The sequence below is a fragment of the Dysgonomonas sp. 37-18 genome (assembly GCF_001899125.1).
GTDB lineage: Bacteria > Bacteroidota > Bacteroidia > Bacteroidales > Dysgonomonadaceae > Dysgonomonas.
Window position 1 is genome coordinate 1 of record NZ_MKVC01000029.1, and the last position, 25070, is coordinate 25070.

Annotated in this window: 28 protein-coding genes; 9 read left to right on the forward strand and 19 right to left on the reverse strand. The window is 36.1% G+C overall.

Annotated features, from left to right (window positions below):
- Positions 1 to 220 precede the first annotated feature (220 nt).
- From BGO84_RS10370 to BGO84_RS10380, 3 genes are read left to right on the forward strand one after another with little or no spacing between them, the layout of a single operon-like run.
- A complete protein-coding gene (locus BGO84_RS10370) occupies positions 221 to 724 on the forward strand; it encodes a phage holin family protein (RefSeq protein ID WP_291029035.1) in 504 nt (167 codons plus the stop codon).
- A gap of 14 nt (positions 725 to 738) precedes the next feature.
- Positions 739 to 1260 (forward strand): glycosyl hydrolase 108 family protein, encoded by a 522-nt coding sequence (locus tag BGO84_RS10375; RefSeq protein ID WP_291029036.1) that lies wholly within the window; start codon positions 739 to 741, stop codon positions 1258 to 1260.
- Positions 1257 to 1697, forward strand: coding sequence for a hypothetical protein (locus BGO84_RS10380; RefSeq protein WP_291029037.1), 441 nt, complete (start codon positions 1257 to 1259; stop codon positions 1695 to 1697). Before BGO84_RS10375 ends, BGO84_RS10380 begins: the two co-directional genes overlap by 4 nt.
- A 177-nt stretch (positions 1698 to 1874) precedes the next feature.
- Here the strand turns inward: BGO84_RS10380 and BGO84_RS10385 are convergent, their stop codons facing one another.
- The 7 genes from BGO84_RS10385 to BGO84_RS10415 form a co-directional block, all read right to left on the reverse strand.
- Complete coding sequence (locus tag BGO84_RS10385) at positions 1875 to 2438, reverse strand: hypothetical protein (protein WP_291029038.1); 564 nt, start codon at positions 2436 to 2438, stop codon at positions 1875 to 1877.
- Positions 2439 to 2448: 10 nt separating this feature from the next.
- Positions 2449 to 2865, reverse strand: coding sequence for a hypothetical protein (locus BGO84_RS10390; protein WP_291029039.1), 417 nt, complete (start codon positions 2863 to 2865; stop codon positions 2449 to 2451).
- Between the two features lie 29 nt (positions 2866 to 2894).
- Positions 2895 to 3128 carry a hypothetical protein gene (locus tag BGO84_RS10395; protein ID WP_291029040.1) on the reverse strand — a complete coding sequence of 78 codons (234 nt, stop codon included), beginning with the start codon at positions 3126 to 3128 and terminating at the stop codon, positions 2895 to 2897.
- A 247-nt stretch (positions 3129 to 3375) separates the two neighbouring features.
- Positions 3376 to 4674 (reverse strand): tyrosine-type recombinase/integrase, encoded by a 1299-nt coding sequence (locus tag BGO84_RS10400; protein ID WP_291029041.1) that lies wholly within the window; start codon positions 4672 to 4674, stop codon positions 3376 to 3378.
- Positions 4675 to 5135: 461 nt separating this feature from the next.
- Positions 5136 to 5588 carry a hypothetical protein gene (locus BGO84_RS10405; RefSeq protein ID WP_291029042.1) on the reverse strand — a complete coding sequence of 151 codons (453 nt, stop codon included), beginning with the start codon at positions 5586 to 5588 and terminating at the stop codon, positions 5136 to 5138.
- A gap of 213 nt (positions 5589 to 5801) precedes the next feature.
- Positions 5802 to 6104, reverse strand: coding sequence for a hypothetical protein (locus BGO84_RS10410; RefSeq protein WP_291029043.1), 303 nt, complete (start codon positions 6102 to 6104; stop codon positions 5802 to 5804).
- Between the two features lie 171 nt (positions 6105 to 6275).
- Entirely contained in the window at positions 6276 to 6608 is a 333-nt protein-coding gene (locus BGO84_RS10415) for a hypothetical protein (protein WP_291029044.1), read from the reverse strand.
- 554 nt (positions 6609 to 7162) lie between these two features.
- On the opposite strand from BGO84_RS10415, the gene BGO84_RS10420 reads away from it, so the two are divergent.
- Complete coding sequence (locus BGO84_RS10420) at positions 7163 to 7414, forward strand: hypothetical protein (protein ID WP_291029045.1); 252 nt, start codon at positions 7163 to 7165, stop codon at positions 7412 to 7414.
- A gap of 10 nt (positions 7415 to 7424) precedes the next feature.
- Here the strand turns inward: BGO84_RS10420 and BGO84_RS10425 are convergent, their stop codons facing one another.
- Complete coding sequence (locus BGO84_RS10425) at positions 7425 to 7739, reverse strand: hypothetical protein (protein WP_291029046.1); 315 nt, start codon at positions 7737 to 7739, stop codon at positions 7425 to 7427.
- A 193-nt stretch (positions 7740 to 7932) separates the two neighbouring features.
- On the opposite strand from BGO84_RS10425, the gene BGO84_RS10430 reads away from it, so the two are divergent.
- Positions 7933 to 8343, forward strand: a complete 411-nt coding sequence (locus BGO84_RS10430) for a hypothetical protein (protein WP_291029047.1) — start codon at positions 7933 to 7935, stop codon at positions 8341 to 8343.
- Positions 8344 to 8366: 23 nt separating this feature from the next.
- Here BGO84_RS10430 and BGO84_RS10435 read toward each other — a convergent pair whose 3' ends face one another.
- The 6 genes from BGO84_RS10435 to BGO84_RS10460 form a co-directional block, all read right to left on the reverse strand.
- A complete protein-coding gene (locus BGO84_RS10435) occupies positions 8367 to 11000 on the reverse strand; it encodes a hypothetical protein (protein WP_291029048.1) in 2634 nt (877 codons plus the stop codon).
- A 93-nt stretch (positions 11001 to 11093) separates the two neighbouring features.
- The gene (locus tag BGO84_RS10440) at positions 11094 to 12266 is read right to left on the reverse strand and encodes a terminase large subunit (RefSeq protein WP_291029049.1); all 1173 of its coding nucleotides are present in this window, start codon (positions 12264 to 12266) and stop codon (positions 11094 to 11096) included.
- Between the two features lie 205 nt (positions 12267 to 12471).
- Positions 12472 to 14196 (reverse strand): hypothetical protein, encoded by a 1725-nt coding sequence (locus BGO84_RS10445; protein ID WP_291029050.1) that lies wholly within the window; start codon positions 14194 to 14196, stop codon positions 12472 to 12474.
- 266 nt (positions 14197 to 14462) lie between these two features.
- Complete coding sequence (locus BGO84_RS10450; RefSeq protein WP_291029051.1) at positions 14463 to 14927, reverse strand: hypothetical protein; 465 nt, start codon at positions 14925 to 14927, stop codon at positions 14463 to 14465.
- Between the two features lie 13 nt (positions 14928 to 14940).
- A complete protein-coding gene (locus BGO84_RS10455) occupies positions 14941 to 15489 on the reverse strand; it encodes a hypothetical protein (RefSeq protein ID WP_291029052.1) in 549 nt (182 codons plus the stop codon).
- 123 nt (positions 15490 to 15612) lie between these two features.
- On the reverse strand, positions 15613 to 16188 hold the full coding sequence (locus BGO84_RS10460; RefSeq protein ID WP_291029053.1) for a hypothetical protein: 576 nt from the start codon (positions 16186 to 16188) through the stop codon (positions 15613 to 15615).
- Positions 16189 to 16759: 571 nt separating this feature from the next.
- Here BGO84_RS10460 and BGO84_RS10465 point away from each other — a divergent pair.
- From BGO84_RS10465 to BGO84_RS10475, 3 genes are all read left to right on the forward strand, one after another.
- The gene (locus BGO84_RS10465; protein ID WP_291029054.1) at positions 16760 to 18319 is read left to right on the forward strand and encodes a hypothetical protein; all 1560 of its coding nucleotides are present in this window, start codon (positions 16760 to 16762) and stop codon (positions 18317 to 18319) included.
- Between the two features lie 2 nt (positions 18320 to 18321).
- On the forward strand, positions 18322 to 18867 hold the full coding sequence (locus BGO84_RS10470; RefSeq protein ID WP_291029055.1) for a hypothetical protein: 546 nt from the start codon (positions 18322 to 18324) through the stop codon (positions 18865 to 18867).
- Positions 18868 to 19143: 276 nt separating this feature from the next.
- Complete coding sequence (locus BGO84_RS10475; protein ID WP_283686775.1) at positions 19144 to 20016, forward strand: DKNYY domain-containing protein; 873 nt, start codon at positions 19144 to 19146, stop codon at positions 20014 to 20016.
- Between the two features lie 116 nt (positions 20017 to 20132).
- Here the strand turns inward: BGO84_RS10475 and BGO84_RS10480 are convergent, their stop codons facing one another.
- The 4 genes from BGO84_RS10480 to BGO84_RS10495 all read right to left on the reverse strand — a co-directional run bounded on the left by BGO84_RS10480 (position 20133) and on the right by BGO84_RS10495 (position 23738).
- On the reverse strand, positions 20133 to 20909 hold the full coding sequence (locus BGO84_RS10480; RefSeq protein WP_291029056.1) for a T9SS type A sorting domain-containing protein: 777 nt from the start codon (positions 20907 to 20909) through the stop codon (positions 20133 to 20135).
- The gene (locus BGO84_RS10485; RefSeq protein WP_291029057.1) at positions 20876 to 22219 is read right to left on the reverse strand and encodes a serine protease; all 1344 of its coding nucleotides are present in this window, start codon (positions 22217 to 22219) and stop codon (positions 20876 to 20878) included. Before BGO84_RS10485 ends, BGO84_RS10480 begins: the two co-directional genes overlap by 34 nt.
- A 558-nt stretch (positions 22220 to 22777) precedes the next feature.
- Positions 22778 to 23167, reverse strand: coding sequence for a hypothetical protein (locus tag BGO84_RS10490; RefSeq protein ID WP_291029058.1), 390 nt, complete (start codon positions 23165 to 23167; stop codon positions 22778 to 22780).
- 181 nt (positions 23168 to 23348) lie between these two features.
- Positions 23349 to 23738: a hypothetical protein gene (locus BGO84_RS10495; RefSeq protein WP_291029059.1), complete on the reverse strand. Its 390-nt coding sequence runs from the start codon at positions 23736 to 23738 to the stop codon at positions 23349 to 23351.
- On the opposite strand from BGO84_RS10495, the gene BGO84_RS10500 reads away from it, so the two are divergent.
- Positions 23646 to 24485 carry a hypothetical protein gene (locus BGO84_RS10500; protein WP_366246699.1) on the forward strand — a complete coding sequence of 280 codons (840 nt, stop codon included), beginning with the start codon at positions 23646 to 23648 and terminating at the stop codon, positions 24483 to 24485. The two genes, BGO84_RS10495 and BGO84_RS10500, sit on opposite strands and share 93 nt — an antisense overlap.
- Positions 24486 to 24546: 61 nt before the next feature.
- Here BGO84_RS10500 and BGO84_RS10505 read toward each other — a convergent pair whose 3' ends face one another.
- Complete coding sequence (locus tag BGO84_RS10505) at positions 24547 to 24909, reverse strand: hypothetical protein (protein ID WP_291029063.1); 363 nt, start codon at positions 24907 to 24909, stop codon at positions 24547 to 24549.
- Positions 24910 to 25070: the final 161 nt, after the last annotated feature.

Below are 25070 nucleotides of genomic sequence, written 5' to 3' on the forward strand. Positions count from 1 at the left end.
CAACTACGAATTTAGGGCTTGTTAAAAAATCGGCCTCATTGACGGCAGCACAGCCTTCAGCTACAGCCCCTGTAGCCTATGACGCTGCATATATAAAATTACTCCGTGATAGAATAGAAGATTTGATACAAAAGTTAAAGGATGCCGGGATACAGGCGTAATAATATAAGCTAATAAAAATATTATGGGAGAAATAAGACCATACTAAAAACTAAACAAAATGAATGAACTACTAAACAGAGCATTATCTCAATCATTTAAGATAATGCAGCACATAGGAAAACTATTTGAGTCCGTTTACGGATATTTATTGTTTTGTGTATCACTAGTTACAAGTTTTATGGCTGGTGAAAAAAAAGCTATAACAATAGTTCTGTTAGCAATATTCGCTGATCTTATATTCGGAATTTGGACTTCTATTAAACAGAAGAAGTTTGCTACATCTCAGCTAATACAAGATACATTTATAAAACTAACTGTGTATGGTATTCCTTTGTTGCTTATAGGTCTTTCAGGACAAATGTTTAGTGAGTGGGGTATTGCTTTCTATGTTGGATGTGCTATAGCTGTTGCTTGCGAATTGTGGAGTATCTCTGCACATCTATTAATAATAGCACCTAAATTACCTTTTGTTAAGTTGCTAAGGTTTCAGCTACAGGATGAGATAAAGAGCAAAACAGGCAAAGATATAGAGGAATTAATACAAAAAGAAGATAATAAATAATACATCGCATTGATATGGCTGATATAAATAAACTTATTCCGATAATATTAAAATGGGAGGGCGGTTTTGTCAATGATCCTGATGATCTGGGAGGTGCAACCAATAAAGGTGTGACAATAGGTACTTATGAGTATTATTGTAAGCTTAAAGGTTATCCGAAACCAACTATAGAGCGTCTAAAAAATATATCTGACGAACAATGGAAAGATATCCTTAAAACCCTTTATTGGGATAAATGGCAGGCTGATAATATAAATAATCAGTCAATAGCTAATATTCTTGTTGATTGGGTTTGGGCATCTGGTGGATATGGTATTAAGCTACCTCAAAAAATACTAAACGTTCAAATAGATGGCGTTGTTGGCAATAAAACATTGCAAGCACTAAATAATTATCCAAATCAAAAAGAATTGTTCGATAAGATAAAGCAAGAAAGGATCGATTTTATTGATCGAATTATTGCGGGTAGACCCGCTAATAAGAAATTCCGTAACGGTTGGCTAAATAGGATTAACGATTTTGAATATACGCCATGAAAAAAGCAACAAGAATACAGATAATATGTATAGTCGTTTTATTGATTGTTTTATGGCTGTTTACGAGCTGCAAAAGTAAAACGGTATATGTGCCTATTGAGAGCGTAAAGACTGAATACAGGAATAAGTTAGTCAAAGATTCGGTGCATATTTTAGATTCCGTATTTCTTTATTCAAGAAACGACACTGTTTTTTTGAATAAGTATAGGTTTGTTTATAAAGATAAGCTAGTCAAAGATACTGTTAATTTAAAAGATACTATCCATATTCCATATCCGGTAAAAGGCGATACTATCGAAGTAAACAAATTGAAATGGTATCAAGAAGCTTGTATTTGGTTTACCTCTCTAGTGTTAGTTGCTTTGGCTCTTTATCTAGGCGTAAAATACAGAGGCGTTATATTCTCATTCTTTAGAAAGTTAATATTTAAGATATAGTGTTTTTCATATAGGTATTAGATTTAAGGTTAACTCGGAACCGCTTGTCTGTGAAGATAGGCGGTTCATTTATACTGGTAAAATATAAAATAATTACATAAAATATTTTATATATACATCTAAATATAAATGCATTACACTTATATCAGTATTACTTAGTTACATGATATTATAATATTATTCAGGAATATAAATAATATGGAAATCTCTAAGCCCTAAACCGCTTTTTTTGAATATACATATTTGTATTAATGGCCTAACCTCAAGTCTTTGCTTATTTGACATATTATCTTTTACTTGACTATCATATTTAAACTTTATATTAAAGGAATATTGATTATTATATCGTCTAGCTCCATGGCTTGGGGATTTTATAGCCTCGTAGTTAAAGCTTTTCATTTGATTTCTCAAAATATCAATAACATCAGCTACTTTAATATCATGTCCATATCTGCCATTATCAACCATAGCATTATATATATTCTCAAATTCATCAAGGTGGTCTGTATTCCCTACAAGATCATAACAATTATCATTAGTAATTGTACATTCAGCCTCACATATAATATAGTTTTCTCCGTATATTTGTTCTCCCCACCAATGAGCGTTAGATTGCCATTTTTCCCAAAAATAATAGCCAGGCCCTAACCATGCTCTATTATGTAGACATGGAAATGGACCATCTTTTTCTACTTCTTTATAATTTCCCCTATTTTGAAGTGTCTGATATATCGTTTTCACTTTGGCGACATTATTTATCAAACTTAGTATTCATCTTTAGAGGTTCAGCCAATGACTCTAGATTCCATGTAGGAAGTAGTATTGGAGGGATAATATTTGCTTGAAGTGTAATTGTACTAACAAAAGCCCTAACATAAGGGAATAGTATTGCTATGCTATTTACATAAAAATAATTAGGTATTTCTTCAAAAGTTAATCTGCCTTCAAATTTAAATTCAGCTATACATCTTAGTTTTATAAATGGTGATTCAACATTTTTATTAAATGCCTTAAATATAAAAGTAAGATTAAAAATGCTATTCTCATCTTCCTTAAATAAGCCATAAGGCTCAAATGCGATATCTATGTCTTTTGATTCTTGCTGATCCATGTCTAATAATAGATGATCAAACTTATATGATGCTAGTGCGAAAGATGATTTATTCATAGTATTATTATATTAAGAAAATAAAAATGCTAAAATAAAAAAAATCCGAAGAATTCTTCGGATTTAGGCAATTTATTTGAAATATTTAATTCCCATGGCGACGTGTCAGATAATATTTCATTGCAATGACGGCATTCTTCTAAAAAAGATGTCATTGTTGGACCATTATTTTCTTTAGCTTTAATTTCGGCCCAATCTTTTTGAAGTTTTTCTTCTGAGCTATTTTTTAAATAAGCTAAAAATTCTTCTAATACTTTACCCATAACATAGTCCTTTCATAATAGTTTAATAAGCGTAATCCTTATTTTTGAGTTCGCAAAGTAACTAATAATAATTACAATAGCAATACTTTTTGTGTTAATTTAATATAGTTACCAATATATTTAATACAGTTGTAATATATTTATTCTACCTTATAACAACTCTAACCCCTAACAGTTCATGATAAGATAAAAATACAAAAATAAAATGACAATCACAACAGCTTCTTCATGTCGTCAATGACTTTCTTTAATCCATAGATCTATTAACCGCATTTATTTGTAGCTGTTCCGGTCTTCTTCTATATCTATCAAATGCTTTTGAGTTTTCGGAATGCCCGGACATTGAGGCTACAACATGTATAGGTTCTCCTGCTTGACATAGTATATCTACAAATGTACGGCGTGCAAGATGGGAAGATGCTAATTCGTAAAGCTTTTTGTATTCTTCTATTTTTTTTTCTCGATTATATAATACTATAATCCTATTTAATTTCGCTTCTTCGAAAACTATTTTTAATGATGAGTTGTATTCTACTGAGTTCATAAAAGGCATTAGCAAATCACCTCGTGAATGTCCTTTATATTTATTAATAATATCCATTGCTCTTTTTGATAATGGTACAATTACCTTCATCATATTACCATCTATCTTTTTAGGGAAATAGATCAATTTGTTATCTTGAATATTAGAATATGTTAGCCTAAGAAAATCACCGACCCTACATCCTAAAGATGCCTGCAAACAAAACATATCTTTAATTACTTCTTTATGTCTATTGCTAGGGTTATAGTAATATAGTTTTGTTAGCTCGTCTCTTGTCATACATATAGGCTCTTGATATGTCTCTATCCCGATGTCCTTTGAAAATATAATATCATCAAAAGGATTATGATCTATTATCTTTAGTCTATTTTTACAATAATTGAAAAATGCTTTTATTCTTTTACTTATAATAACAAGTGTATTTTCAGATATATTTGATTTTGAAATTAAGAAATTCCTAAATTTCAGCACATCAAAATTATCAAAATTTATTTTACAGTTATTTTCGTCTATATAATTAGCAATTCTCTTTCTATCGCTTTTGTACTGCTTCTTCCTGCTATCTGATACATTAGACTCTATATAATATTTATCGTATGCTTCTAAAATCGATAATTTGGGAAATTCAATGTCTTCTTTATATTCTCCTAGTTCTATTTGTATATATTTTTTTAATTCTTTTTTATCTATTGACAAATCTTGATCTTTATAATATCGGTCAAATACAGTTTGTACGGCAAGTGCTAGTTTCTTTAATCTATTATTTATTCTTGTAGATGAATCGCCAGATTTATTAAATGTATTCTTTTTTGCTTGTTGTATGTATACAGTTTCTCCAGATAATTCTGTTTTTTCTTTTATAAAGTTCTTTGGATATATTCTGTATCCGGAGTAATAAAAATTTTCTATACCATCTATAGTGTATACTAAGAATATTTGTTTTTCATCACTTTGCTTTCCTGATGAAATTAAGCTAAATCTTATTTTTATTTTCGAAGCCATAATTATAAGCCTAAGTACCTATCAAAAGTACTTAGAAAATATGTATTAACCAAAAGCAACTATAAGACATCAATAAAAACCAAAAATGCTGTTTAGTTATTATTCTATAATATATTGCAGTTACTGTTTAGTATAATATGTTTATTTATAACAATATATGAATATGTAATTATATTCCCGCCAGGGTCACAAGAGGAAAAATGCAACCCCCGTAAAAGTAGATACTTTTACGGGGGTTGGTGTTGTATGTACTTATTTTATTGCAGAGGATTTGTATTAACGTCTTATTTTTTCTTATACTGTTTCTTTATTTGCTCTACATGTTGCAAATAATAAAAATAAAATATTGCATATGCAAATTTTATTATTGCTCCCATAAAGAGAACGGATCTCTATATTCTGAATAAAAATATCCGCCTGAACGAAATTCATCATTATTGAATGTTTTATAGTTTCTTTACCTATTCACTTATCGAAATATTTCCAATGTTATTTTCTGTTACTATTCCAGACTTAAACGTATTTTCAAATCCTTTTCCTTTATTTCCTAAAATATTAGTCCCTTCAATAAAGATGTTATTTTTTATAAAAACTTTATCCTCAAAATGACAATCAAGAAAATCGAAGAAACCAAAAAATATATTTCCTTCAATAGAAATAATATCATTGTTATGTCCTCCTGTTTCATAGCTTATAGCACTCTTTACTATATTGTTTTTAAAAACAAGTCCTTTTAAAAACCAAGCTGCATCTAATTGAATTTCTTCGATAATACAATTTTCAATATTTATTAGCTCATTAAAATGTTCAAACCGAAGATCTAAATTCTCTATTATAGAATAAGAAATATTATATAACATTGATTGAATTATAGAAGAAGCTTCAAGATTTTTGATATTTTTCTTTATAAACATGTCTTAATTATTAAAATATTACCAATGTAAATTACCATAATAAATACCCATTTCTAAGAATTCTTAAACCAATTTGTTTTAGGTACTATGCCAAGTGTATGATTAAGTGAATATATTTGTCCTTTAGGTGCATATATATATATATATATGGTAATGAGTAAATGGGATATTTTGTTTAATGTTCCCGCATTAAAGTCAGTCCGTTAAAAATCATCAATCCTCAATTTCTTTTATTATACCTTTCCCTATTATTGATGGGAATGTACCTATGTAGGCTGAATTTCCTTCTTTGATCGTATTGAAAACATTTATAATAAGTATACATGCTTCTATCTTTTCATTTACATTTACACTCTCTTTATCAAAAGTAATTTCACTAGGAGTTGAATAATCTGCATCTGTTAACCAAAAAGAAATTCTTATAGAGTTTCTAATTGGAAATTGAAATGCATCTTTTGCCGAGTCATTAAATACAAGCTCAACTTTTAATCTTTTGTGTTCTGTTTTTTGATTCATTTTTGGTATTAATATTGAAAATATTCAATTTTTATGCTTGAATCCAGAATTAAACTTATTTAAATTTGTAGGTGTTCTTTCTATATCAATGCATCATCTGTTTCATATCAGTTATTGCATTACTCGTATTGTTTTACTTTCGCATACTTTATGTTGCGAACTAAAAAGTCATTATCTTTTTAAGCGCGGTGGATTCACCTTAAATTCTTCTATGTAACGATGAAAATCCACACTGTCTTTTATCGGATAGTTGGTTAGCAGTATGCATTGCTCCGGATTCGTTGCATCATAGGCTACGATAAATTGGTCGCCGGCGACAATATTCTCTCTCTTATCCAATATGTTCGATGTTGGAATTTTTATTGAATTATTTTCTTTATCTGTAAACTTAATAATTGCACTTATCCCTGTTCCACGGCTTCTTCCATATTTTAGAATCGTAGCTATGGTATAGCTAGGATTGTCTTCAATGGCTTTTATTAAATTTTTCGTCCTAATATGCATATATATTCCCAAGGCAATGAAGCCCCCAATAATTATTGAACTTACAAAAATTATCTCTTTTGTTCTTTTTTTTATTTTAATATCGAAAAACTTCATCCTTATATTACTATAATATTTAAGGTTTATTAGTATAAGATGTTAGATTTACAGATTGTATTGTCGCTTGCAATTTATAAATATTAATTGGGAAATAATGATTCTTGATATATTATCATTGATATGCTAATATTTTTTTCTGAAAAAATAAAACATCATCTCCAATACGATTTATCTTTCACGCCCTTGATTGCAATCTACTTACCCCTTCTTCATATCCAATAACTCAATCTTTCCGATGGGCACCTTCTTTTTCAAGAATGTGAATTAACATTTTTTACGCTTTTTAGTGATTGTATAGCGAACTTTTTCGGAGGTGGGCTGTTTTATGTCTGTAGTTTTGTAAAGTTTGTGTTAAGGTTGGGAAGTCTGCGAAGTGATTTCGCGGGCTTCTTATTTATTTTATTCCTTTTGGAATTTTTTTAAATTTGTAGCGAATAGCTTTATAAATTACAAATATGAAAAAACTACTAACGCGAACTTTAATCTTATCTTTTTTTATCTCCCTCAATTCATGTATGGTAATCAATTCATTACTTAGTATTAATCAATGTAATTATCCGAATTGCGACAGGGAGTGTGCCGATAATTGTAACTATTGCTCGTTCCATTGCGATGGTTATGGCCTTCCCGCTGATCTCAATGCCAGAACAGGAAAGTCAATTGATAAACAGTTGGAGCAATACCGAAACGATCAGAAGAGGAAGTGATTTCGATACTTTAAAAGAAAAGAGCATATACAAATATCGTCAGAAGCATAGCCGATATAGTAAAAAATGGGATAAACAAAAACTTATCCATCCTCTTGCTAATGAAAAGATAAACCAGAATATTGATAGAGACAATTAACCCTACAATATATGCTTTCATGGTTTTTCCTACAACTACAAAAGGATTATATAATAAATACGCATCGCTCGATTGTTGGGGATAGCCGTATAGTTTTTCTACTATATACCCTATTATCAGATATAGAATAATAAGACCTAAAAGATATAAAAGGCTATATAAAGCACTGTAGGCAACTTTTTTCATAAAGCGATCGTTGAATTTCTGTATTTTTTGTCACAACTTATTCAAAAGACGAAAGTAGCAATAAGAAATCACTTTTTGGTTGAACCGTTTCTCGATTATTACTTTCTCGATACGCAGAAATCCCATTTTAACTAAAATACTTGCTTCCTCAGCTATTTTCTATATCTTTACACTCAAACAAACCGAGACAAAAATGAAAAAACTACTATCCATAATCCTACTACTCAGCATGTCTGTAACCTTCTATTCGTGCGGAGATGATATGGAAGAGGAATTTGTATGGAACGGCGATTGGAACGATCCCGCCGACCCTAATTATAAACCCGAAGGGTATAATCCGATACAGGGGTTGTGGAGGAGAGATACAGATGATACAAGGGGGCTTTATTACTCCGAAGATTTCAAAATATATAAAGTGTATTTTCATCCAAATGGATATGTTGAAAAGAGTCTTTGGGCAGATAAATATATAATAAATGATAAAGCATATAACATATCTTCTAAAGGAACGTGGCGATATAAGATAGAAATTGGGAAGTTTTGGGATACGCCAGATCTCAATGATGATAGTGATTGGAGAAGTTACACTAGAGTAGAAGAATAAAAAAGGAGCATTTGCTCCTTTTACTATATTATTCTGCGTATAAGACGCAACGTTGCACTACTTTTTCCTAGTGGATCGTAGCCATCTACCTCTGCTATATGATAGAGGTCGCCATTTAGCTTTACCAGTGTTTTGTCTAACTTACTATACTCTTCGGCTGTTAGCCTGCACTCTACTACTGTATAGTCATTATCGTTGTTTGTAAGTAACAGAAAAAAATTCTGTATTATAGAATCCTTATTGTCTTCGTAGTCTAATGTCAGTTTTCTCTGTCCATTATATTTGTTTGCTACCAAGGCGATCGATACAGCTCTTTCCTGATTAATCATAACCTCTTTTATATCCGATTTGTACCAGAATCGTTGCGTTTTGTCTGTATAGCTTTTTTCGCTCATTTCTTCGTAGTCGAAAATATCTCCCAGCCATACTTCATAGTCGGTGATTACCGGAATATTTAAAATCTCTTTATTTATTTTATCTTCTAATTCTTTGTACCAGCAATACGAAAAAGCAAAGGTTTCCGTCAATTTATTACTTTCCGTACTTCCGGTGTAATAAATACCCTTGCCACTTTTTCCTGAATTCACTATTTTTTCTCCGGTTTTATATCCAGTTTCCGAGTCTATTTCGTCTTCCATTGTGGAATAATAGCCTTCCTCTGAAGTGTCTGTAGAGAACCCGATCTCGTAGAGGTAAGGTAGCCTAAGCGGTTCATTCCTAAGTGGTTTTATGCTTGTTTTCTTGTCGAGGTCTATAAATTGTGACAGGTCATTCACCAGATTATTATTTTTTATATTCAGCTCGAAGCTTTTTTCGACACGGTTTATTATAGACAGATTAAATGTTTTACAAAAATTCTCGATCCAGTCGTTTATCTTAATATCTATAGGCAGGGCTTGTATCAAATCTATTTCATTCGCTGTAAATGACGATTGGTCATTCCAGTTCATTGGTTTTTTTTCTGGATCACTATTACCGTTTATAGTCACAGTAAGCCAGTTTCTGTTTCGCTTGAAAGGACTTAAGGTCAAACTAAAGTCAACACTGTGATTAGGCCAAAGGATTGCATATGGATTTAAGTCTGCCAAAGAGGTGGATATAAGAGATAAGCATTCACCTTTTTCAAGCCATATTACTTGAGAGATATGTCCGGATGCATTTGTGTTATCAGTCTGCTTTGTTCGCGTTTTTTTATCTTCCGGTATTCCTATTAGTTCTACTTTAAGGTCGTCCACATCTGTAAAACCTGTGCCTGTACGTTTCGTATAGCCTGCACTCTCTACAGCGGAGAAATTGATACCTTCTATATCTTTATCCCACGATTCTCCTCCCTTTATTGCCATAGGGTTATGGTATACACTGCTTGCCGGATTATAAAAAGCCTTCGAAAAATCTTTTTCGTACCCCCACGAAAAACCGCATATATAACTACTGTTTTGTTTTGGGTCTATAAAGTTTACACCTCCTTCTCTTGGGTATAAGGCACCTTCCTTATCTGATTCATAGAGCTGGTTGTTTTTGAAGAAACTATTATCGAATACTTCCTCCCTTAGCTTTTTATAGTCAGATACATGACGTACGACTTTTATTTCTATTTTACTCTTATTAAGGGTCGATTCAGAAACACTAGGTCGGGGCATATGTTGGCTACCTAATATCTTTCGCTTATCTTCCAGCTTTAGAGCTACATCCAGTTCCAGTTTATATAATCCTGTGAGAGGTGCTTTGAATAATATTTTAGTAGCCTGATCTTTTTTTGAAGTAATTATGTTTGATCCGGAGTCTGTTATTCTAAGGTCAGATATATTGTTGGATTCAAATATATTGCTGGAAATATAGGCTTTGTTATTTCCCGGAAATTCTCCCTGTGCATATCTTTTTTCTATCGTGTCGTCTTTAAGATTTCCCCATTTCCCCTCTACTTTCATTAACCCAGCTCCCCACGATAACTCGTAATTTTCCGGATTTTTGTAGCTTACATAAAGATTTTTTATCCTTTCATCATCTAAGGCATTGCCTGTTAGAGTATAACCTGCATTCTTGAAGATTTGTTTCAACATATGGATACAGTTTACAGATGGCAAGAAGTCATCCATTTTGAAATTTACAGAAGTATCATATATATTTTTATTTGAATAATTGCTTGAATCTGAATATTTCGGCAACAACCCATACAGCACCAACGGAAATATACAAGGCGATATTTCTCCATATACCGATTTGTCGTGTCCCCCTGTATTATATCGAGTGATATCGTCTACCCCTGTAAATGGGATAAGCCACTTCCCTGCCTGATTCATCATTGTTTCGCCAAAGATATCCTTTGCGGTGAGAGGAGCAGGCACTCCCAAGTTGCCTTTGTAACTGTCTTGCGTGATCTCGCTCAAGCGGAATTTACCGTCGAGGATAAGGATACCATCCACATACAGGCGAGCGTCTTCATAGATGCGAAACTTGCCCTGTACCTCCTCCACATTCACATGGCTAAAAATCTCGTTGTTGTTGGGTGTGGCAGGCAGCGTTATCTCGTAAGACATCTGTGCGTCTTTTACGCTCAACTCGGCAGGATTGATAAACTGGCGTTTTAGACGTATACCGAGGCTCTCGGGACTGTTTATGTCGCAAAGACGGTTTTTGATGTATAGTTCTATGCTCATGATTTGTATTGATTTATAAATTAAGTGACTGTTTAGTATTTGTTATGCTTCCCGGCTGTTAGGATGACAAAACAACAATTCGTTTATTCATATCTATCTCCTTCCCTTTATGATCGAATAGCTCAACTCCGAACCACGTTCCATCAGTTTGTTGAGGCAGACATACCGTTGCGCATCTATCGAGTGGTTGTAGCGGTCGATGGGGCGGTTTGTAGCCTCGCCGTTGATGTCGGTCTGCCAGCGATAGTTGCGGTACTCGTTGATGATATTCGTGCTTCGCTGCGTGATGCGCTTGCGGTAACGGTTGAGTATCGAGATACCTGTAACGATGCTGTCCTTGCCTTTCTGTGCAGGTTCTACTCTCCATCCTTGCGACCTTATCTCGCTGATACTCTTCGGTTCTGCACTATCGGCTACGATAGGGATGTCTTGCGCTATGTCGTAAGACCGCAGGGTGTTGGATATCATCATATTGTCGTACCCTTTGTCGTATAGCAATTCGTCTATCCACAGCTCGCCTTCCGACAGGCGTATGTCTACTATTGCCGTAGGGTCGTTGGTGAACCCGAAGTCTATGCCTATCCAGCGGTTTTTGTAGGTATGGGGCATCTCTTTCACTACCTCCCAATTGGTCATAATAGACCCTTTGAGCGAACCAGTAAGTCCTTCGCCATACACCTGCCACCAGTTTTTGTCGCTTCGGTTCGATTCTATTTCTTTCACCTGTGCCTCGGTCAGATACTCGTTGTCTTTGTATGTGGAATGAATCAGTATGGCATCGTCGTTTAGCAGTACTTTCTGGTCGAGCCAGAACTCAAAGCAGGGGTTGCAGTCCAGAAATATCGTATCGGTGGTACGGATAGCCAATTGCCTGAACACTTCATATTCTATATTTATACACTCGTTGATATACAAAATATTTCGGCTCGGGCCATGTACTTTCGATGGATTGTCTGCCGAGAAAAATTCGATAATGCAGTTGTTTATCCTGTAAATCTTATCCGTTGCGTTCCACTGTCGGGCATTCCATTTATTCTCTTTTTGCAGGATTTCTTTAAAGTCTCTGATACAGCCTTTTTTGAGGTGCGGCATCGACTCCGATACAATGGATATTACCCTCGGCTTATCCGAATATTCGGCAATAAAGAATAGTAATTGCAACAAGCTGTATGTCTTCGACGAACGTGTAGAACCTTTGTTTACAATGTACCTGTAAGGGTAATTGTAAGCTTTCAAATTTTTGTCAAATACGGTTGTTGTGTTCATTGTATATTTTCTGTTGTTTTCTCTCTTTTTTCTTTTCGCCTTTAGTGTCTATCCTTCTGCAGTCCTTAGGGGGCCGCCCTTAGGAGTTTGTAACTCCTAAGCCTTATTATAAGGATTTGAAATCCTGATAAGAACTACTTTCGGATTACAATTAGCAATCAACGGAGTGTAACGTAGTTAAATCCGAAAGAACGGTGTTTATTGGCTAGTTATACGAATCAGAATAATGATACTTCATCTCCACCCTGTAAAGCTCGTCCTTCGAATTTGGTTTTATATTCATCTCGTCTACAATGATGTACCGCTGTGTGGCCAACTCGTAAACCATGCGTGACGCACTCATTTCCTTGAGCCAGTTGCATACTTCCCTGCGCACAGGCATTGTTTGCACGGTGAACTGCTCGGTAACGATTTTGCTATACACCGATTCGATCTCGCTACTCGTTGTAAAATGAGGAGTCTGCGTTTTGAATATTGTATTAGCCTCAGCCTTAAAATCGGCGTGCTCCGTTCCCGAAAAGTTGAAACTGCTCCATCCGCCCAGTCGGTTGAGGAATGCAAAATCCTTTATCTTATACAGGCATTCGGGTAGTATGCCGAACGTGAGTTCGTGGCTTATCTGTATGGCTTGCGACTCGTAGCCCGAATATATCAGATATGCACGAACAAGACCAGTGTTGGGGTATTGGTGGAGTAAGCTGTCGATATCAAGCTTGATGGTATTTACCATAAAAAAATCCTTGCGGGCTTTCAGGTGCTTAGTCTCTTTCGCTATCATTTGCCCCGATTGCGACAACAGCTCATGACAGATGCCAAACCGATATTCATCACCAATGTTTTTGCTATGCTCGGCATCGGACAGTATGAAATTGAAATACTGTGTTTGCCCTTTTACATGAAAGAGTTGAGGCTGATTAGTCAACGGCTTTACCTTCTTTATGGCTTCGGGGTTTTTAGACCTTTCTTTTGTGTCGAAAACATAATCCGAAAGGTCGTTTTTCTCCAACGTGCGGTTGTATCCGGCGATGGAGTAGAGCACAGACGAATGGTAAAACGGCGTGGAGTGAGAAACGGTTTTGTCGGTGATCACACGTTTTGCTGTGAACCGAAAATCTTTGATCGTTCCTGTGTCAACCCAGTCCTCTGCCTTCAGAAATGTTGTGGGTATCGTATTGTTTTCCAGTATATTTGTGTTGAACCACAGCGGGGTATATGAATATGCTTTGGTAAGCGTTATTGCCTTTGTACCCATATTGTCGTCCGAGGGGGTGTCGTCTTCACCAAGGAATATGCCTGTGTCTTTGTACATATCGAGGTGTATTCCCACGTTGTCATAACCGATAGCGATCGTGTCTGTGCCTGCGGGATAGGTCTCCGCGGGATTGCCTGCGACACCGAAAAAAGTTCGGTCTCTGCCATTGCTGTTTTTTCGAAAAACAAACGAGAATACATACTCTTTTCCGCTACCGTTCGATACGATATTTATTGTTTTATTGTCATCGGGCGATATGGAGATTTTGAAATTCTTGAAAAACTCATTTTTCTCCAAACCCTCTTTCAGAGCCAGTGCCGTGTTGTGGTATTCGTATTGCCAGGCGGGTCCCGAGTATTCATTGTATTTGCCCAGATAGAAGGCTCCGGGCTCGTTTAGTTTATCCGGGTCGGATGTGCCCTCAAACTTATGCTCTTTGCCCGATTCGGCTTCAATGATGCTAAATGATGATATATTCTCGTATATCTTTATACCCTGCACATCGGGTCTGATAAAGACATAGCCACACCCTGTGAGCTTGAGTTGTATCGCTACCGGCTTGCCTTTTGCTGCAATATTGGCTTCGAACTGTATATAATTGGGGTTACCCGCCAGAGAAACCTTTGCGGGTTTTATCGTTGCTTTGGCTATGTCGGAGCCGTTAATAAAGTATCCCATATTGTGATGTTGTTTTAGTTGTATGAAAATGTTGATGTGTATTTGTCCGTTCTTAGCTGCGTTCTTAGGGGTTTGCAACCCCTAAGCTTTACTATCAGGATTTTAAATCCTAACAAGAATTCCTTTCGGATTGCAAATCCGAAAGGACGGTGGTAGATTTCTGTCTGTAGGGGCGAGGCTTGTCCCTGCCCGTCCAATTGAGGGTAACCACAAGGGTTACCCCTACAAAATACCTGAATAACTATTGCTGATTATTTATCTATCCGTCAGTTGAAATATTTATTCAATTCGTCGATCGTTGCTTCAAAAAGTTGCTCGTACCATTCGGTTTCAAACTTGCGATCTATCCTTTCTTCCAATGTTGCCAGTATAGGACGCCCTTCGTGTCCGTCTCGCCAGATGGCACGTGCGATGAGAAAAAGGGTGCTGTTGTCACTCGGGATGTTTCGCGATAGTGCCCAGTCTCGTAGCTCGTCCAATGGCGGAAATTTGCCTTTGCAGGGTGCTCTGCCTTTTTCGAGAAAGGTGATATAATTGTCGAAATAGGCTTCGATCACGATATTTCCGTTTGCCGCTCGCCACGATACGTTCACGTTTTTCGCCTTCTCTCGCAGTGTGTTTTTGTTCACTTTGGGGTTGTTGCTGACTTTGTCATCTTTGAAAATATCGCCTGCAAGAATGGCTATTTCGTTCGTTATCTGGTCTATTGCTTTTTTTAGTGCGGGTGTCATTGTTTTAGATTTATTACTTCTTTGTTTTCAGATCAAAATCGGGGAACTTATTCACAAACACTTCGCAATTGCCCGCAGGCGATAAGTCGAAGCTCTTTAAGGTTTGACCTTTTTCGAACTCCTTGTTTGCATCAAACTGTTGATCGATAAGGCATAGGTTTTGCATGTTTGCCTGTGTAAAGTTGACCGAAAAACGACAACCCGCTGCATTGTCGTCGTAGTAATCGCTGAGAGTCATATAGTCCCAATCGGGAGTGATGGAGATGCCCAGAGTGTCGCGGTTTCGCTTGATTCGTTCTATGATATTCAGCCCGGTAGAGAAGGCAAGGTTTTGCAAGTGGCTTACCGACTCTTCACTTTGCGGGAGAAAAAGAATTGAAAAGCTCACCGAGTTGGAGAATGTATTGTTTCGGTTATTGCCCCGCAAAGGGTCTTCGAGCCAGAAGAGAGGATAGGCCTCTTTGCCGCTGCCCAGCTCGTAATTACGCCCATAGTAGAAGGCTTTGATAAGCTTATGCTCACGGGCTTGCTGCCTGAAAATGTCGATTATACTTTCTATCATTTCTAAAAATTTAGGATGTGTTTATTAATAGATAATTTTCTTAGAAAATGATGAAAAGAGGTGTGGGTCACCTCTTCATCTGTCTCTCAAACTTATACTGGTCTTCTTCGGCGTGGGACTTGTCTATTTTATAGAGGAGAAATCCGAACACTTCGCCAACTGTTTTTCGAGTGATCGTATCAAATAGGTGTATCTTATCCTCTGCCAGATCGGCAATCGTTTTATACCACCCCCATTTATTGCAAAAGTCTTTGTATCCTTTAGAAACCGGGCGGCTTGAGCCATTACCGTCGAATAGTGGTTCAAAATCGCTTCGTATTCTCTCTTTTTGGATAAAAAAAAACTAATCAGCGGCAGTGCCTTGTCGCATGTCAGGTTTTTGAACATTTCGGTACGTTCACCCAACAAGTCGGGGTTGTACTTTTCACCGATAGGGCGGCAAAGGATAGCCAGCAGTTCGGAGAGTTTGCACTCGCTGTCGCTACCGATCACATTTTCGGCATCGACCCATTCGCCGAGGGTAAGTTTGTCGGCAAAGGATACGAAATATTCCGTGTCTCCCATTTTTACTGCGTTAGCAGGGGGCAGTTCGCTGTCGAACACAAAGTCTACAATCTCGGCAAGGGCATTAAACACCTGTGCGGGCGACTCCAGCAGTACATTCGCATCGATATTGCACACATCGGCAACGAAATGCACCAGATCGAGCTTAGTCTCGGGCTTTTGCATGTAAAGTTTTTCGTAGCGTGATAGTTTGATGTCGCTCCAGCTTTCGGGGATTTCTAGTTTTACGTTGTTTAATTCTACTGTTACCATACATTTTTTAGTTGTTTGTATAGTAATAGATAATTTTGTGGAAAGATGATGAATAGGGGGCTTTGTATATTGGGTGGTGTGTTCGATAGGATGATAGAAGGAAAAGGGAGGTAGGGAGTAAAAAAACTTCTAACGAAGACGTTTATAAGAGGATGTGTTATTATAAATAAGTAGTTAAAAAAAACACAATGTAATTTAAATAGTGATATTGTTAACATAAATATAGTAAAATTTAAAAAAATAATGTTATTTTTGTCATTGTGCGGATTGTTCGATAGCTATTGTTTAATCTTATCTATAAAATTGTATAAATAGATTTTAATTATTATCATTTTGATAATGAGTTGTCTAAATTGCTCTGATTGGATTAGGTTATAAAGATTTCCTTATCTCTTTTATTTTTATTATTTAACATTAAAGCCAATGATAAAACCATGGGCATAAAAAGAAAAACATGAAAAGTGAAACCAGAAAACGGATTACGTATGTATTATTGACGTTAACCATGTTGTGCGGTTGCTCATCCGAAGAAGATCATACAACAATAGAAAAAAAAGTAGTGCCGCTCACTACAGAATCTGCACGCGACTATTATTATAGTGTGTACGGCGATGTACCTAAGCTTAAAAGTTATAATGAGGAACATGAGTCACTAATTGTTGACTGGGATGCAGCGCAATTGTACAGTGATAGTCTTTGGTATGCAGTTGAGTCTCCTATCGACTTTAACGATAGCATAAAGATAACATTGATGACAAACGATGTTAGTAGTCGAGTTGGTTCGGGGCATACAGATGAAGTGAAGCAGGTACTCAGACTTGTAATACTTCGAAATAAAGAAACGGGTAAGACTGTCAGTTTTATTATGGTGGTGATTCCAGACTATGATTATATGATAAGGGAAGGTGATATGATTCACGAAAATAAGTATCTTTCACGGACTTCTCACTTGGATGGTGCGGTACTATTCTATGGTATTAATGGGGAGTTTGTTAACGGTTGGGTATACGAAGATGGTAAAATAATAGATCATACGACTAGTCATTACAGCAAGTTGGGAGGTAAAGCCACTAAGCAGGAGTCAACCTATTGTTGGGTGCAAGTATTCTCTACTAGCGATGGAGAAGAAATAGGACGTACATATTATTGTGAAGATACTGGTGGTTCAACATGGACAGGCGATATTCCGGATGATACTGTGCCTGATCACTCAGGAGGGGGAATAGATAATGGCTACTCAGATCCTTCATCAGGTGGAGGGAACAGTGGCGACAGTGGTTCTGGATCATCAAACAAGCAACCTAAATTGCGTACTGATTGTAGTGGAAATGCTACACAGAATGCAACTAATGCTCAAAATGTGATGAATGGAAGTATTGATATAAAAAATAAACTGACAACTTTACGAAATTATGCGAAAAATAATTCAAATGAATTTAGTTCTTACATAGGCAAGACCACTCAAGGTAATTATACGATGGGTACTATTATTGAAGGTGACTGGAGTAGCGGTAATGTAGAAATATATGAATCTACTCTTTATAATATACATACTCACTCAAAATCGAAAAACTCATCCATTACTGATCTTACAGGTCCAAGTGCAGAAGATATATATAGTTTGTTGGAAGGCAACCAGTATTTTGCATCAAATGGATATACAAATTTGAAAGGCATAATTATTCTTGCATACGACGGTAGTGAATATTTGCTATATATTAACGAAAGAAGTAAAGCTGTTTCATTCGCAAACAGCAAATTGTATCTTTTTGAATCTAATGAAAAAGGATCTTTTGCTAGTTCTAGTATGGCTAATGAATATACTGATATTGTGAATAAGTTAAAGAATTCAGGATATTCAATCCAAAATTCAAATGATTATGCATATAGTTATTTATTGGATAAATACGCAACAGGTCTTAAAATTTCAAAAAAAGAAAATAGCTCTGGTTCTTTTAAAGAAATGAAAACAGAGAAAACAAGTAATAATTACGAACCTAAAATATGTCCATAATTATGAGAAAATTAATGTTTGTATTGTTTATTTTTATATGTGTGATGGGTAAATCCCAAAATGATTTACCTTATAAATCGCTATCTGTATTTAGTGGTGATACCACTGCTTTTATGATTTATAACTTTATGGATAGAGCCGATTATTATAAGGGACTTACCTTGAAAGAGGTTAGCCGTGATCTGAAGATACCGATTAAGTATCTTGTCGAAACTTCTGACGGAAATAAAGAGAGTATTATTGGATTAATATATATATATGATGAGAAAAAAGTATCTCATCTTTTTGAAGATAAAAATGTATCTTTTTATTGCCTTAAAATTTATTGGGATGAAGAAGCTTTAATTAAAAAGAGGAAAATAAATCGTTTAAATAATATCGATGCTAAGTATGAGGCTCTTAAAGATTATAAAATAAAAAAAATAGAAGTAGTTTTGTCTCGTGATTATAAAGATTATGAGAAATATTTTCCACAAAGGAAAACCAAATCGTCAGAAGACAAGGAAAATAAGGAGTTGATTTATAGATGGTCAACAAGAAGAAAATAAAAAATGGTATAAAGAGATCAAGGACATAAAATTAGTCCAAAGGTTACTCTAGTGGGTAGCCTTTTTTATGGGATTATTCATAATTTTGTGTAAGCATCATCCGTCCTTTGGGGTTTGTGACCTCAACGTTTTTAATATTAGGATTTATAAATCCGAACAAGGATAGCTTTAGAATTACAAAGCCGAAAGGGAGGTAGAAGCAGTTTTCGTTTGAGACAATTAAACCTTCTCCAAGATTTATATTCTAACAAGAATAAAACTATAAATGTAAATACTATGAAAAAGTTGATTGCATTACTTATATTGACACTTTTATATACTCATTCTGCTGACTTGTCGGCTATAGAGCATCATTCACAAGAATCTGCCAAAGTGAAGATTTCTTGCCAAAGAAAGATAACGTCATTGGGCGGCGGTTATTCAAAAGATGATTTCTCTGTTTATTTTCGAGGCGAAAAGTTAAGGGGTGCTTCTGCCAGCTCATTTAAATATCTGGGTGGCGGCTATGGCAAAGATAACTGGAAGGTATTCTATCGGGGGATAGTAGTTGAAGAGGCTTCCGCCTCATCGTTCGAATACTCTGAAAGTGGCTACGGTAAGGATAGCTGGAAGACTTTCGTTGGAGGTAAAGCTGTTGCAAATCAAAACTTGCAGTCTATAGGCGGTGGTTATTCAAAAGATGATTTCGCTGTTTATTTTCGAGGCGAAAAGTTAAGGGATGCCTCTGCCAGCTCATTTAAATATCTGGGTGGCGGCTACGGCAAAGATAACTGGAAGGTATTCTATAAGGGGATGGTAGTTGAAGAGGCATCGGCCTCATCGTTCGAATACTCGGAAAGTGGCTACGGTAAGGATAACTGGAAGAGTTTCTTTAGAGGTAAAGCTGTTGCAAATCAAAACTTGCAGTCTATAGGCGGCGGTTATTCAAAAGATAATTTCAGTGTTTACTTTCGAGACCAAAAGATCGAAGATGCCTCTGCTAGTTCATTTAAATATCTGGGTGGCGGCTATGGCAAAGATAACTGGAAAGTATTCTATCAGGGGATGGTAGTAAAAGAGGCTTCGGCTTCATCGTTTGAATACTCGGAAGACGGGTATGGAAAGGATAACTGGAATGTGTTTTATAGAGGGAGAGTTGTAGAAAGATAAACTTTTTTTGGAGACGACACCGAAAGGGCACAGGTGATTATTATATATCTGAAGGTTAAATAGAAAATGCGAGTTTTTTAACTCGCATTTCTTATTATTCTCGTATTTAGCTTATGCTATTTATTCTTCATTACTTTTTCTCGAACTATATTACCTTCGTTATCTGTACTTTCGAAGAAATATATACCCCTGTTCAGGTTTATGTTTTCTATATTGAAGTTCACTGTATTTTTTTCTTCATATACTTTTACTCCGTAGATATTATAGATGCGGACATTTTTGAAAATAGGAGTATCTTCTATGATAAGAGACTTGGTGGCAGGAGTTAGAGTTATTACTTTGCTCAGAATAACCCCATCTTGACTTACACTGATTGTTGTTGTTGTTGAACCATTATATTTTGATCTCAATAAAAGCCCCCAAACATTGGGCTGAGGGTTCATTTCCTGTATTAGATCAAATAAAGAAGAGTCGTATGTCCATGTAGGTCTGTTTAATGAGCCTCCAGCCAGTATTACTGGTGATGTTAGTCCATAAGTATAACTGCTAACTCCGGCCAAATATCTATATTGGACAGGAATAGTTTTGGTAAGCTTTAAACTTCCTATATTTGCCTCCGCAGTTACACTCCCCAAAGCGGAGTTGGATACAAGATATCTAGCTGTAGCTGTTCCCTGACCACTTACTACTGTTATATCAGCATTGCTTATCCAATTGACGGCATGGATTCCTTGATAACCATCAATGTTTAACGTAAATGTCTCGCCTCTAACAACAAAATCAGGACTACTTTTTATTATTTTTTGTTCAAGCTTATATTGAGTATTTGTCGCTGTTAAAGTTCCGCCCAGCCAGTTGCTCAAGCGTGTGTCGTTTGTTCCTCCCCTGTCCAAGATTTATCAAATCTGCCGTAATATTTAGTAACAGGAGCACATCGGTTATCTCCTCCGTGCAACTGACCTATTACCCGACCTGCTGAATTAAATAATGGAGATCCGGAAGAACCGCCTTCGGCTGTTCCACTGTCCAAACCGACGCTCCAATGAGTATTTGCAGGCGAAATTGTTCCATCTGTCCATGACATTTTATCAGAGTATGAACTTATAGCATGATAATCAAAAGTAATTTTCATCACATCTCCTCGTGGATGGTGAATCCCTGTTCCATTAGGAGATGTTGCTCCACTGCGATCCCATCCTAAGAACGATACTCTATTTTCTCCTTCGTATGGTATCTGATTTCTGTTCAGCTCCAATAATGCAAAATCTGTAGGTTGCCATGCAGCCCTGAATGTCGCTCCATTGCAAGATATGCTATTCGTAAATGAGTTTCCATTACAAATATTTCTTGTGAAATGGAATCTGAACAGCCATTGGGCCACATTCGATTTTTCTGTTGGAGATAGTGTCCCATGGTTGCTATCAGTATCAACGCAATGGAAAGCTGTCAAAAGATAAGGATTGAAACCTTCGTTATTTAATAATGCTCCGCTACAAGTAAATGTTTCATCTCCTATTGGAAATAAAATCAGTGCTATAGCATTAGATTCTGTCTTCCACTCTGGATTACAAACTACATCAATGTGGCAACCCATACCATCTCCATACGCTTTTAGTTTGCTTACATTGGGGGGAATATTCCCTCTATAGGCATGTATCACTCTTTCTATTGTCAACCTGCTATTACCTTTTTGATCTGATGGCTCGAACAAATAAATAGTTACATCATCCCCTTCTATCAAGTCGGTCATAAAAAAATCACTCTCAGTATTATCTTTATGCTTTAAAGGACCATATAGCATCGTTCCACTGGCATTACCTATATAAAGCTCTGCTCCTTCGGGCAAATATAGATTGTTGAATATAAAATTAATAGAAATAGCTCCTTTCGATTCGAAGTTCATAGACCATAGCCTCCCTCCATCAGTACTTATCCAAGCACCATCTTTTAGGGTATAATTCACCTCAAACCCCTTTCCAAAGCGATAAGGAGCATCTTTCATCGAATCCACAATAGCGTCTTCTTTAAGCATCTTTTGCACATCGAAGGTTGGCATTTGATGTTTGATACTCGATTTTGTTCGTTTTTCTAATATTTTTATCTGATCTAAAGCATTTCCTTGAGGGAAGTACCTTGTTTCCACCTGCCCGACGGCAAGTAGCGTGAAAATTGATAAACTAAACAATAGTAAAATTTTTCTCATAATTATAAGATTTAATAATTGAACAATTTGTTATTTATTCTTATGAAAAACAAATAACTCTTATTAATAATATGTCTATCGCAAATCTATAGAGCATAAATCAGATATTATAAATATAGTAATATTCTGAACAGATGCTTGTTGTGGCCTTTTGTCAGACCCTGTAATACTTATGAGGTGATATCAATGTTTAGTAACTGAGTTGATAAATGTACAAAAAGATTTTGTATTTTTGTTAAAATTTAACTAATATTTTTTAATAAATATTTAACGATAAAAATCAAGTTATAAAATGATTTATAGTATTATTCCTGTCTGTTCTTTGGCGGTTCTAAGCTCAATGTTTTTAATATAAAGATTTGTAAATAAGAGAGGTTGAAGGAAAAAGGGAAGCACGTATATTCACGATATATCCTCTCTGTCATGCTGAGTAACGAAGCTTTTCTATTACTCTTAGGATGGAACAAAAGCGAGAGCTAAGCTTGTAGAATCGTTCTTAACGAAGTCAGCCTCCCAATAATGAGAGACTGACTTATATTTAAGTACGTAAAAGCAATGCTATTTCATTAATATAATTCTTATTATTCCTACACCATGAGTGGTTGGAATAGAAGTTCCATGCCCCGAAGATGAACCACTTGTCGTTTTTGCATATAAATTTACTTCAAGATCAAAATAATTCTTGTCTCCTTTTCTAAAAAAATACCACATAACATCATCGTAGTAAATAGAGAATTCAACTGTTGTCCCTTTTATCTCGAAATGATAGGCAAAAGGAAGGTTAAAATCAATAGTATCGTAACTTCCGATGTTTAATGTTCTCTTAAAAATTAAAGGCTTTTGATTTGATGAATCATACGTAAATTCAGCAAGTAAAAACCTTGGAGATTGAGAAAATGCTGTTGCTGCTAAAATAGTAAATAGAGAAAGTAGAATAAGTTTTTTCATTTTGTATTTGTTTTTATAGTTAAAAAAAAAGGTTGTTTTAAAATTAATAAAATTTATCATTTGTATTGCAATAACACTTCATCTATCTTTATCGATATTTTCTATGAAGATATCCTTCCTTTTGTCAGGATGACAGAAGAAAAAGCAAAACAGAATAATTTTTCATCATTTTCTCCAATAATTATCTATTGATGTAATTGATAACATCAAAAACGATATGAGAAAAGAAGAAAAAACGTACACAGTAATTAAGCTGTCGGATACCGTGCGCACGTATCCCACTTTTACCAAAAACCACAAAGGCTGGATAAACTACGATCGTGACAACCTCCTGCCACAGCGCATTATAGAGCTCAACAACGAGTCGGCAATCAATCAGGCGGTGATAGAAAACAAAGTGACTTATATCTGCGGATCGGGAATTGACGGTACGGAGTATTACGGTCAGCCCAATCCAAACGATAGCTGGGACGACCTGATAGAGAAAGTAGCCAAAGACTATGTCACCTTTGGCGGGTATTGCTTCCAGATCATCCTCAACGAAAACGGCAAGAGCATGAGCCTCTATCATACCGACCTTAGTAAGGTGAGGATAGGAGAGGTGAACGATTTTGGCATCAACCTCAGCTTCTATCTGTCTAACGACTGGCGACGCACGGCAGGTAAGTACGCACCTGTGGCGATAAAAGCCTACGGCAGCGAGGAGATGCAAAAGGGCGTCCCGTATCTGTACTATTACAAAGACTATGCGCCCAGCCTCGACCATTACCCTGTACCGCAATACTACTCGGCATTGAACTACATTGAAGCGGACGGATTGCTGGGCAAATTCTACCGCAACTCTATCCACAACGGCTTTGTGCCCTCTACCATCATCACCATGCCCAGCAACCCGAGCGAAGATCAGAAAGACCAGTTCCAAACCGATATAGAACGTAGCTACGCGGGTACAAACGGCGCAAATAGCATTGTGGTGCTTTGGGGCGAAAGTCAGGAAGTGAAGCCTGTGGTGACTTCATACACGGCGAGCAACAATGCCGACTTGTACAACAATGTGGATGAAATTATCTTTCAAAAGATTATTTCGGCGCATCGTCTTACATCGCCTACCTTGGCGGGGCTGTCGGGTTCGGGCAACCTGTCGGGTAATGCCAGTGAAATTATCAACTCGTTTGTGCTTTACAACCAAACTGTTATTCATCAGCTTCGCCGACGGATACTGGATACACTCAGCATTTTTACGATCAACAACGGATACAAGAAACTCGAGTTGCGTGACTTGGATATCGTAGGGCAGATTTCTGATAAGGCTATATAAGAATGTGCCAATAGCTGAATCTATCAGCATATTGGCACATCAAAAATATTGGATGCAATTTTTATCTTCTTGGCGGGTTGAGTGGACGATTAGGTCGATTGGGACGGTCGGGATAATAAAATCCGGCTTTGTCACTGTTTACCTCTACCAGCTTCCCGTTCAGGAAATGTAAAAAATAGTAGTCTGTTGGAATCCTTTCCGCTCCCGGCTCATACTGTGTATAACGCAATACTTCGAGATTACCTTCGTTGGTTTGAGTCAAGGTTACAAGCTGAAAATCGGAACCCAATCTCTTTATTACTTGCGACTTGGTCATCCCCAATTCCAACTGCTGTACACCTGTTTGCACAGTAGCACACGATGCTAAAATAAGCGAAAACAAAGCAACGAACAGCGTTCTTTGAAGGAGCTTAATCTTTTTCATAATGTTTAATTTTATATTTAGCTTTATAGTTAAGACCAGCAAAAGTAGTATAAGTTTAATCGCAATATGAATAAAAAGTCGAGAATAATAATAAAATTTCCGCCGTTCTTCGCCGTTCTTTCCCCCGTTCTTTCGGATTTATAATCCGAAAGTTATTCTAA

What these genes read in the sequence shown, in the direction of transcription:
- BGO84_RS10410 (WP_291029043.1), bottom strand. Translation starts at nt 6,104, where the DNA reads ATGAATCAAAAAACAGAACACAAAAGATTAAAAGTTGAGCTTGTATTT.
- BGO84_RS10370 (WP_291029035.1), top strand. Translation starts at nt 221, where the DNA reads ATGAATGAACTACTAAACAGAGCATTATCTCAATCATTTAAGATAATG.
- BGO84_RS10420 (WP_291029045.1), top strand. Translation starts at nt 7,163, where the DNA reads ATGAAAAAACTACTAACGCGAACTTTAATCTTATCTTTTTTTATCTCC.
- BGO84_RS10485 (WP_291029057.1), bottom strand. Translation starts at nt 22,219, where the DNA reads ATGAGAAAAATTTTACTATTGTTTAGTTTATCAATTTTCACGCTACTT.
- BGO84_RS10375 (WP_291029036.1), top strand. Translation starts at nt 739, where the DNA reads ATGGCTGATATAAATAAACTTATTCCGATAATATTAAAATGGGAGGGC.
- BGO84_RS10395 (WP_291029040.1), bottom strand. Translation starts at nt 3,128, where the DNA reads ATGGGTAAAGTATTAGAAGAATTTTTAGCTTATTTAAAAAATAGCTCA.
- BGO84_RS10445 (WP_291029050.1), bottom strand. Translation starts at nt 14,196, where the DNA reads ATGGGATACTTTATTAACGGCTCCGACATAGCCAAAGCAACGATAAAA.
- BGO84_RS10450 (WP_291029051.1), bottom strand. Translation starts at nt 14,927, where the DNA reads ATGACACCCGCACTAAAAAAAGCAATAGACCAGATAACGAACGAAATA.
- BGO84_RS10425 (WP_291029046.1), bottom strand. Translation starts at nt 7,739, where the DNA reads ATGAAAAAAGTTGCCTACAGTGCTTTATATAGCCTTTTATATCTTTTA.
- BGO84_RS10435 (WP_291029048.1), bottom strand. Translation starts at nt 11,000, where the DNA reads ATGAGCATAGAACTATACATCAAAAACCGTCTTTGCGACATAAACAGT.
- BGO84_RS10415 (WP_291029044.1), bottom strand. Translation starts at nt 6,608, where the DNA reads ATGCATATTAGGACGAAAAATTTAATAAAAGCCATTGAAGACAATCCT.
- BGO84_RS10405 (WP_291029042.1), bottom strand. Translation starts at nt 5,588, where the DNA reads ATGTTTATAAAGAAAAATATCAAAAATCTTGAAGCTTCTTCTATAATT.
- BGO84_RS10430 (WP_291029047.1), top strand. Translation starts at nt 7,933, where the DNA reads ATGAAAAAACTACTATCCATAATCCTACTACTCAGCATGTCTGTAACC.
- BGO84_RS10400 (WP_291029041.1), bottom strand. Translation starts at nt 4,674, where the DNA reads ATGGCTTCGAAAATAAAAATAAGATTTAGCTTAATTTCATCAGGAAAG.
- BGO84_RS10465 (WP_291029054.1), top strand. Translation starts at nt 16,760, where the DNA reads ATGAAAAGTGAAACCAGAAAACGGATTACGTATGTATTATTGACGTTA.
- BGO84_RS10470 (WP_291029055.1), top strand. Translation starts at nt 18,322, where the DNA reads ATGAGAAAATTAATGTTTGTATTGTTTATTTTTATATGTGTGATGGGT.
- BGO84_RS10455 (WP_291029052.1), bottom strand. Translation starts at nt 15,489, where the DNA reads ATGATAGAAAGTATAATCGACATTTTCAGGCAGCAAGCCCGTGAGCAT.
- BGO84_RS10495 (WP_291029059.1), bottom strand. Translation starts at nt 23,738, where the DNA reads ATGATAGAGGCTCATGCTCTTGCCGTTTTCGTTGAGGATGATCTGGAA.
- BGO84_RS10475 (WP_283686775.1), top strand. Translation starts at nt 19,144, where the DNA reads ATGAAAAAGTTGATTGCATTACTTATATTGACACTTTTATATACTCAT.
- BGO84_RS10390 (WP_291029039.1), bottom strand. Translation starts at nt 2,865, where the DNA reads ATGAATAAATCATCTTTCGCACTAGCATCATATAAGTTTGATCATCTA.
- BGO84_RS10505 (WP_291029063.1), bottom strand. Translation starts at nt 24,909, where the DNA reads ATGAAAAAGATTAAGCTCCTTCAAAGAACGCTGTTCGTTGCTTTGTTT.
- BGO84_RS10440 (WP_291029049.1), bottom strand. Translation starts at nt 12,266, where the DNA reads ATGAACACAACAACCGTATTTGACAAAAATTTGAAAGCTTACAATTAC.
- BGO84_RS10380 (WP_291029037.1), top strand. Translation starts at nt 1,257, where the DNA reads ATGAAAAAAGCAACAAGAATACAGATAATATGTATAGTCGTTTTATTG.
- BGO84_RS10490 (WP_291029058.1), bottom strand. Translation starts at nt 23,167, where the DNA reads ATGAAAAAACTTATTCTACTTTCTCTATTTACTATTTTAGCAGCAACA.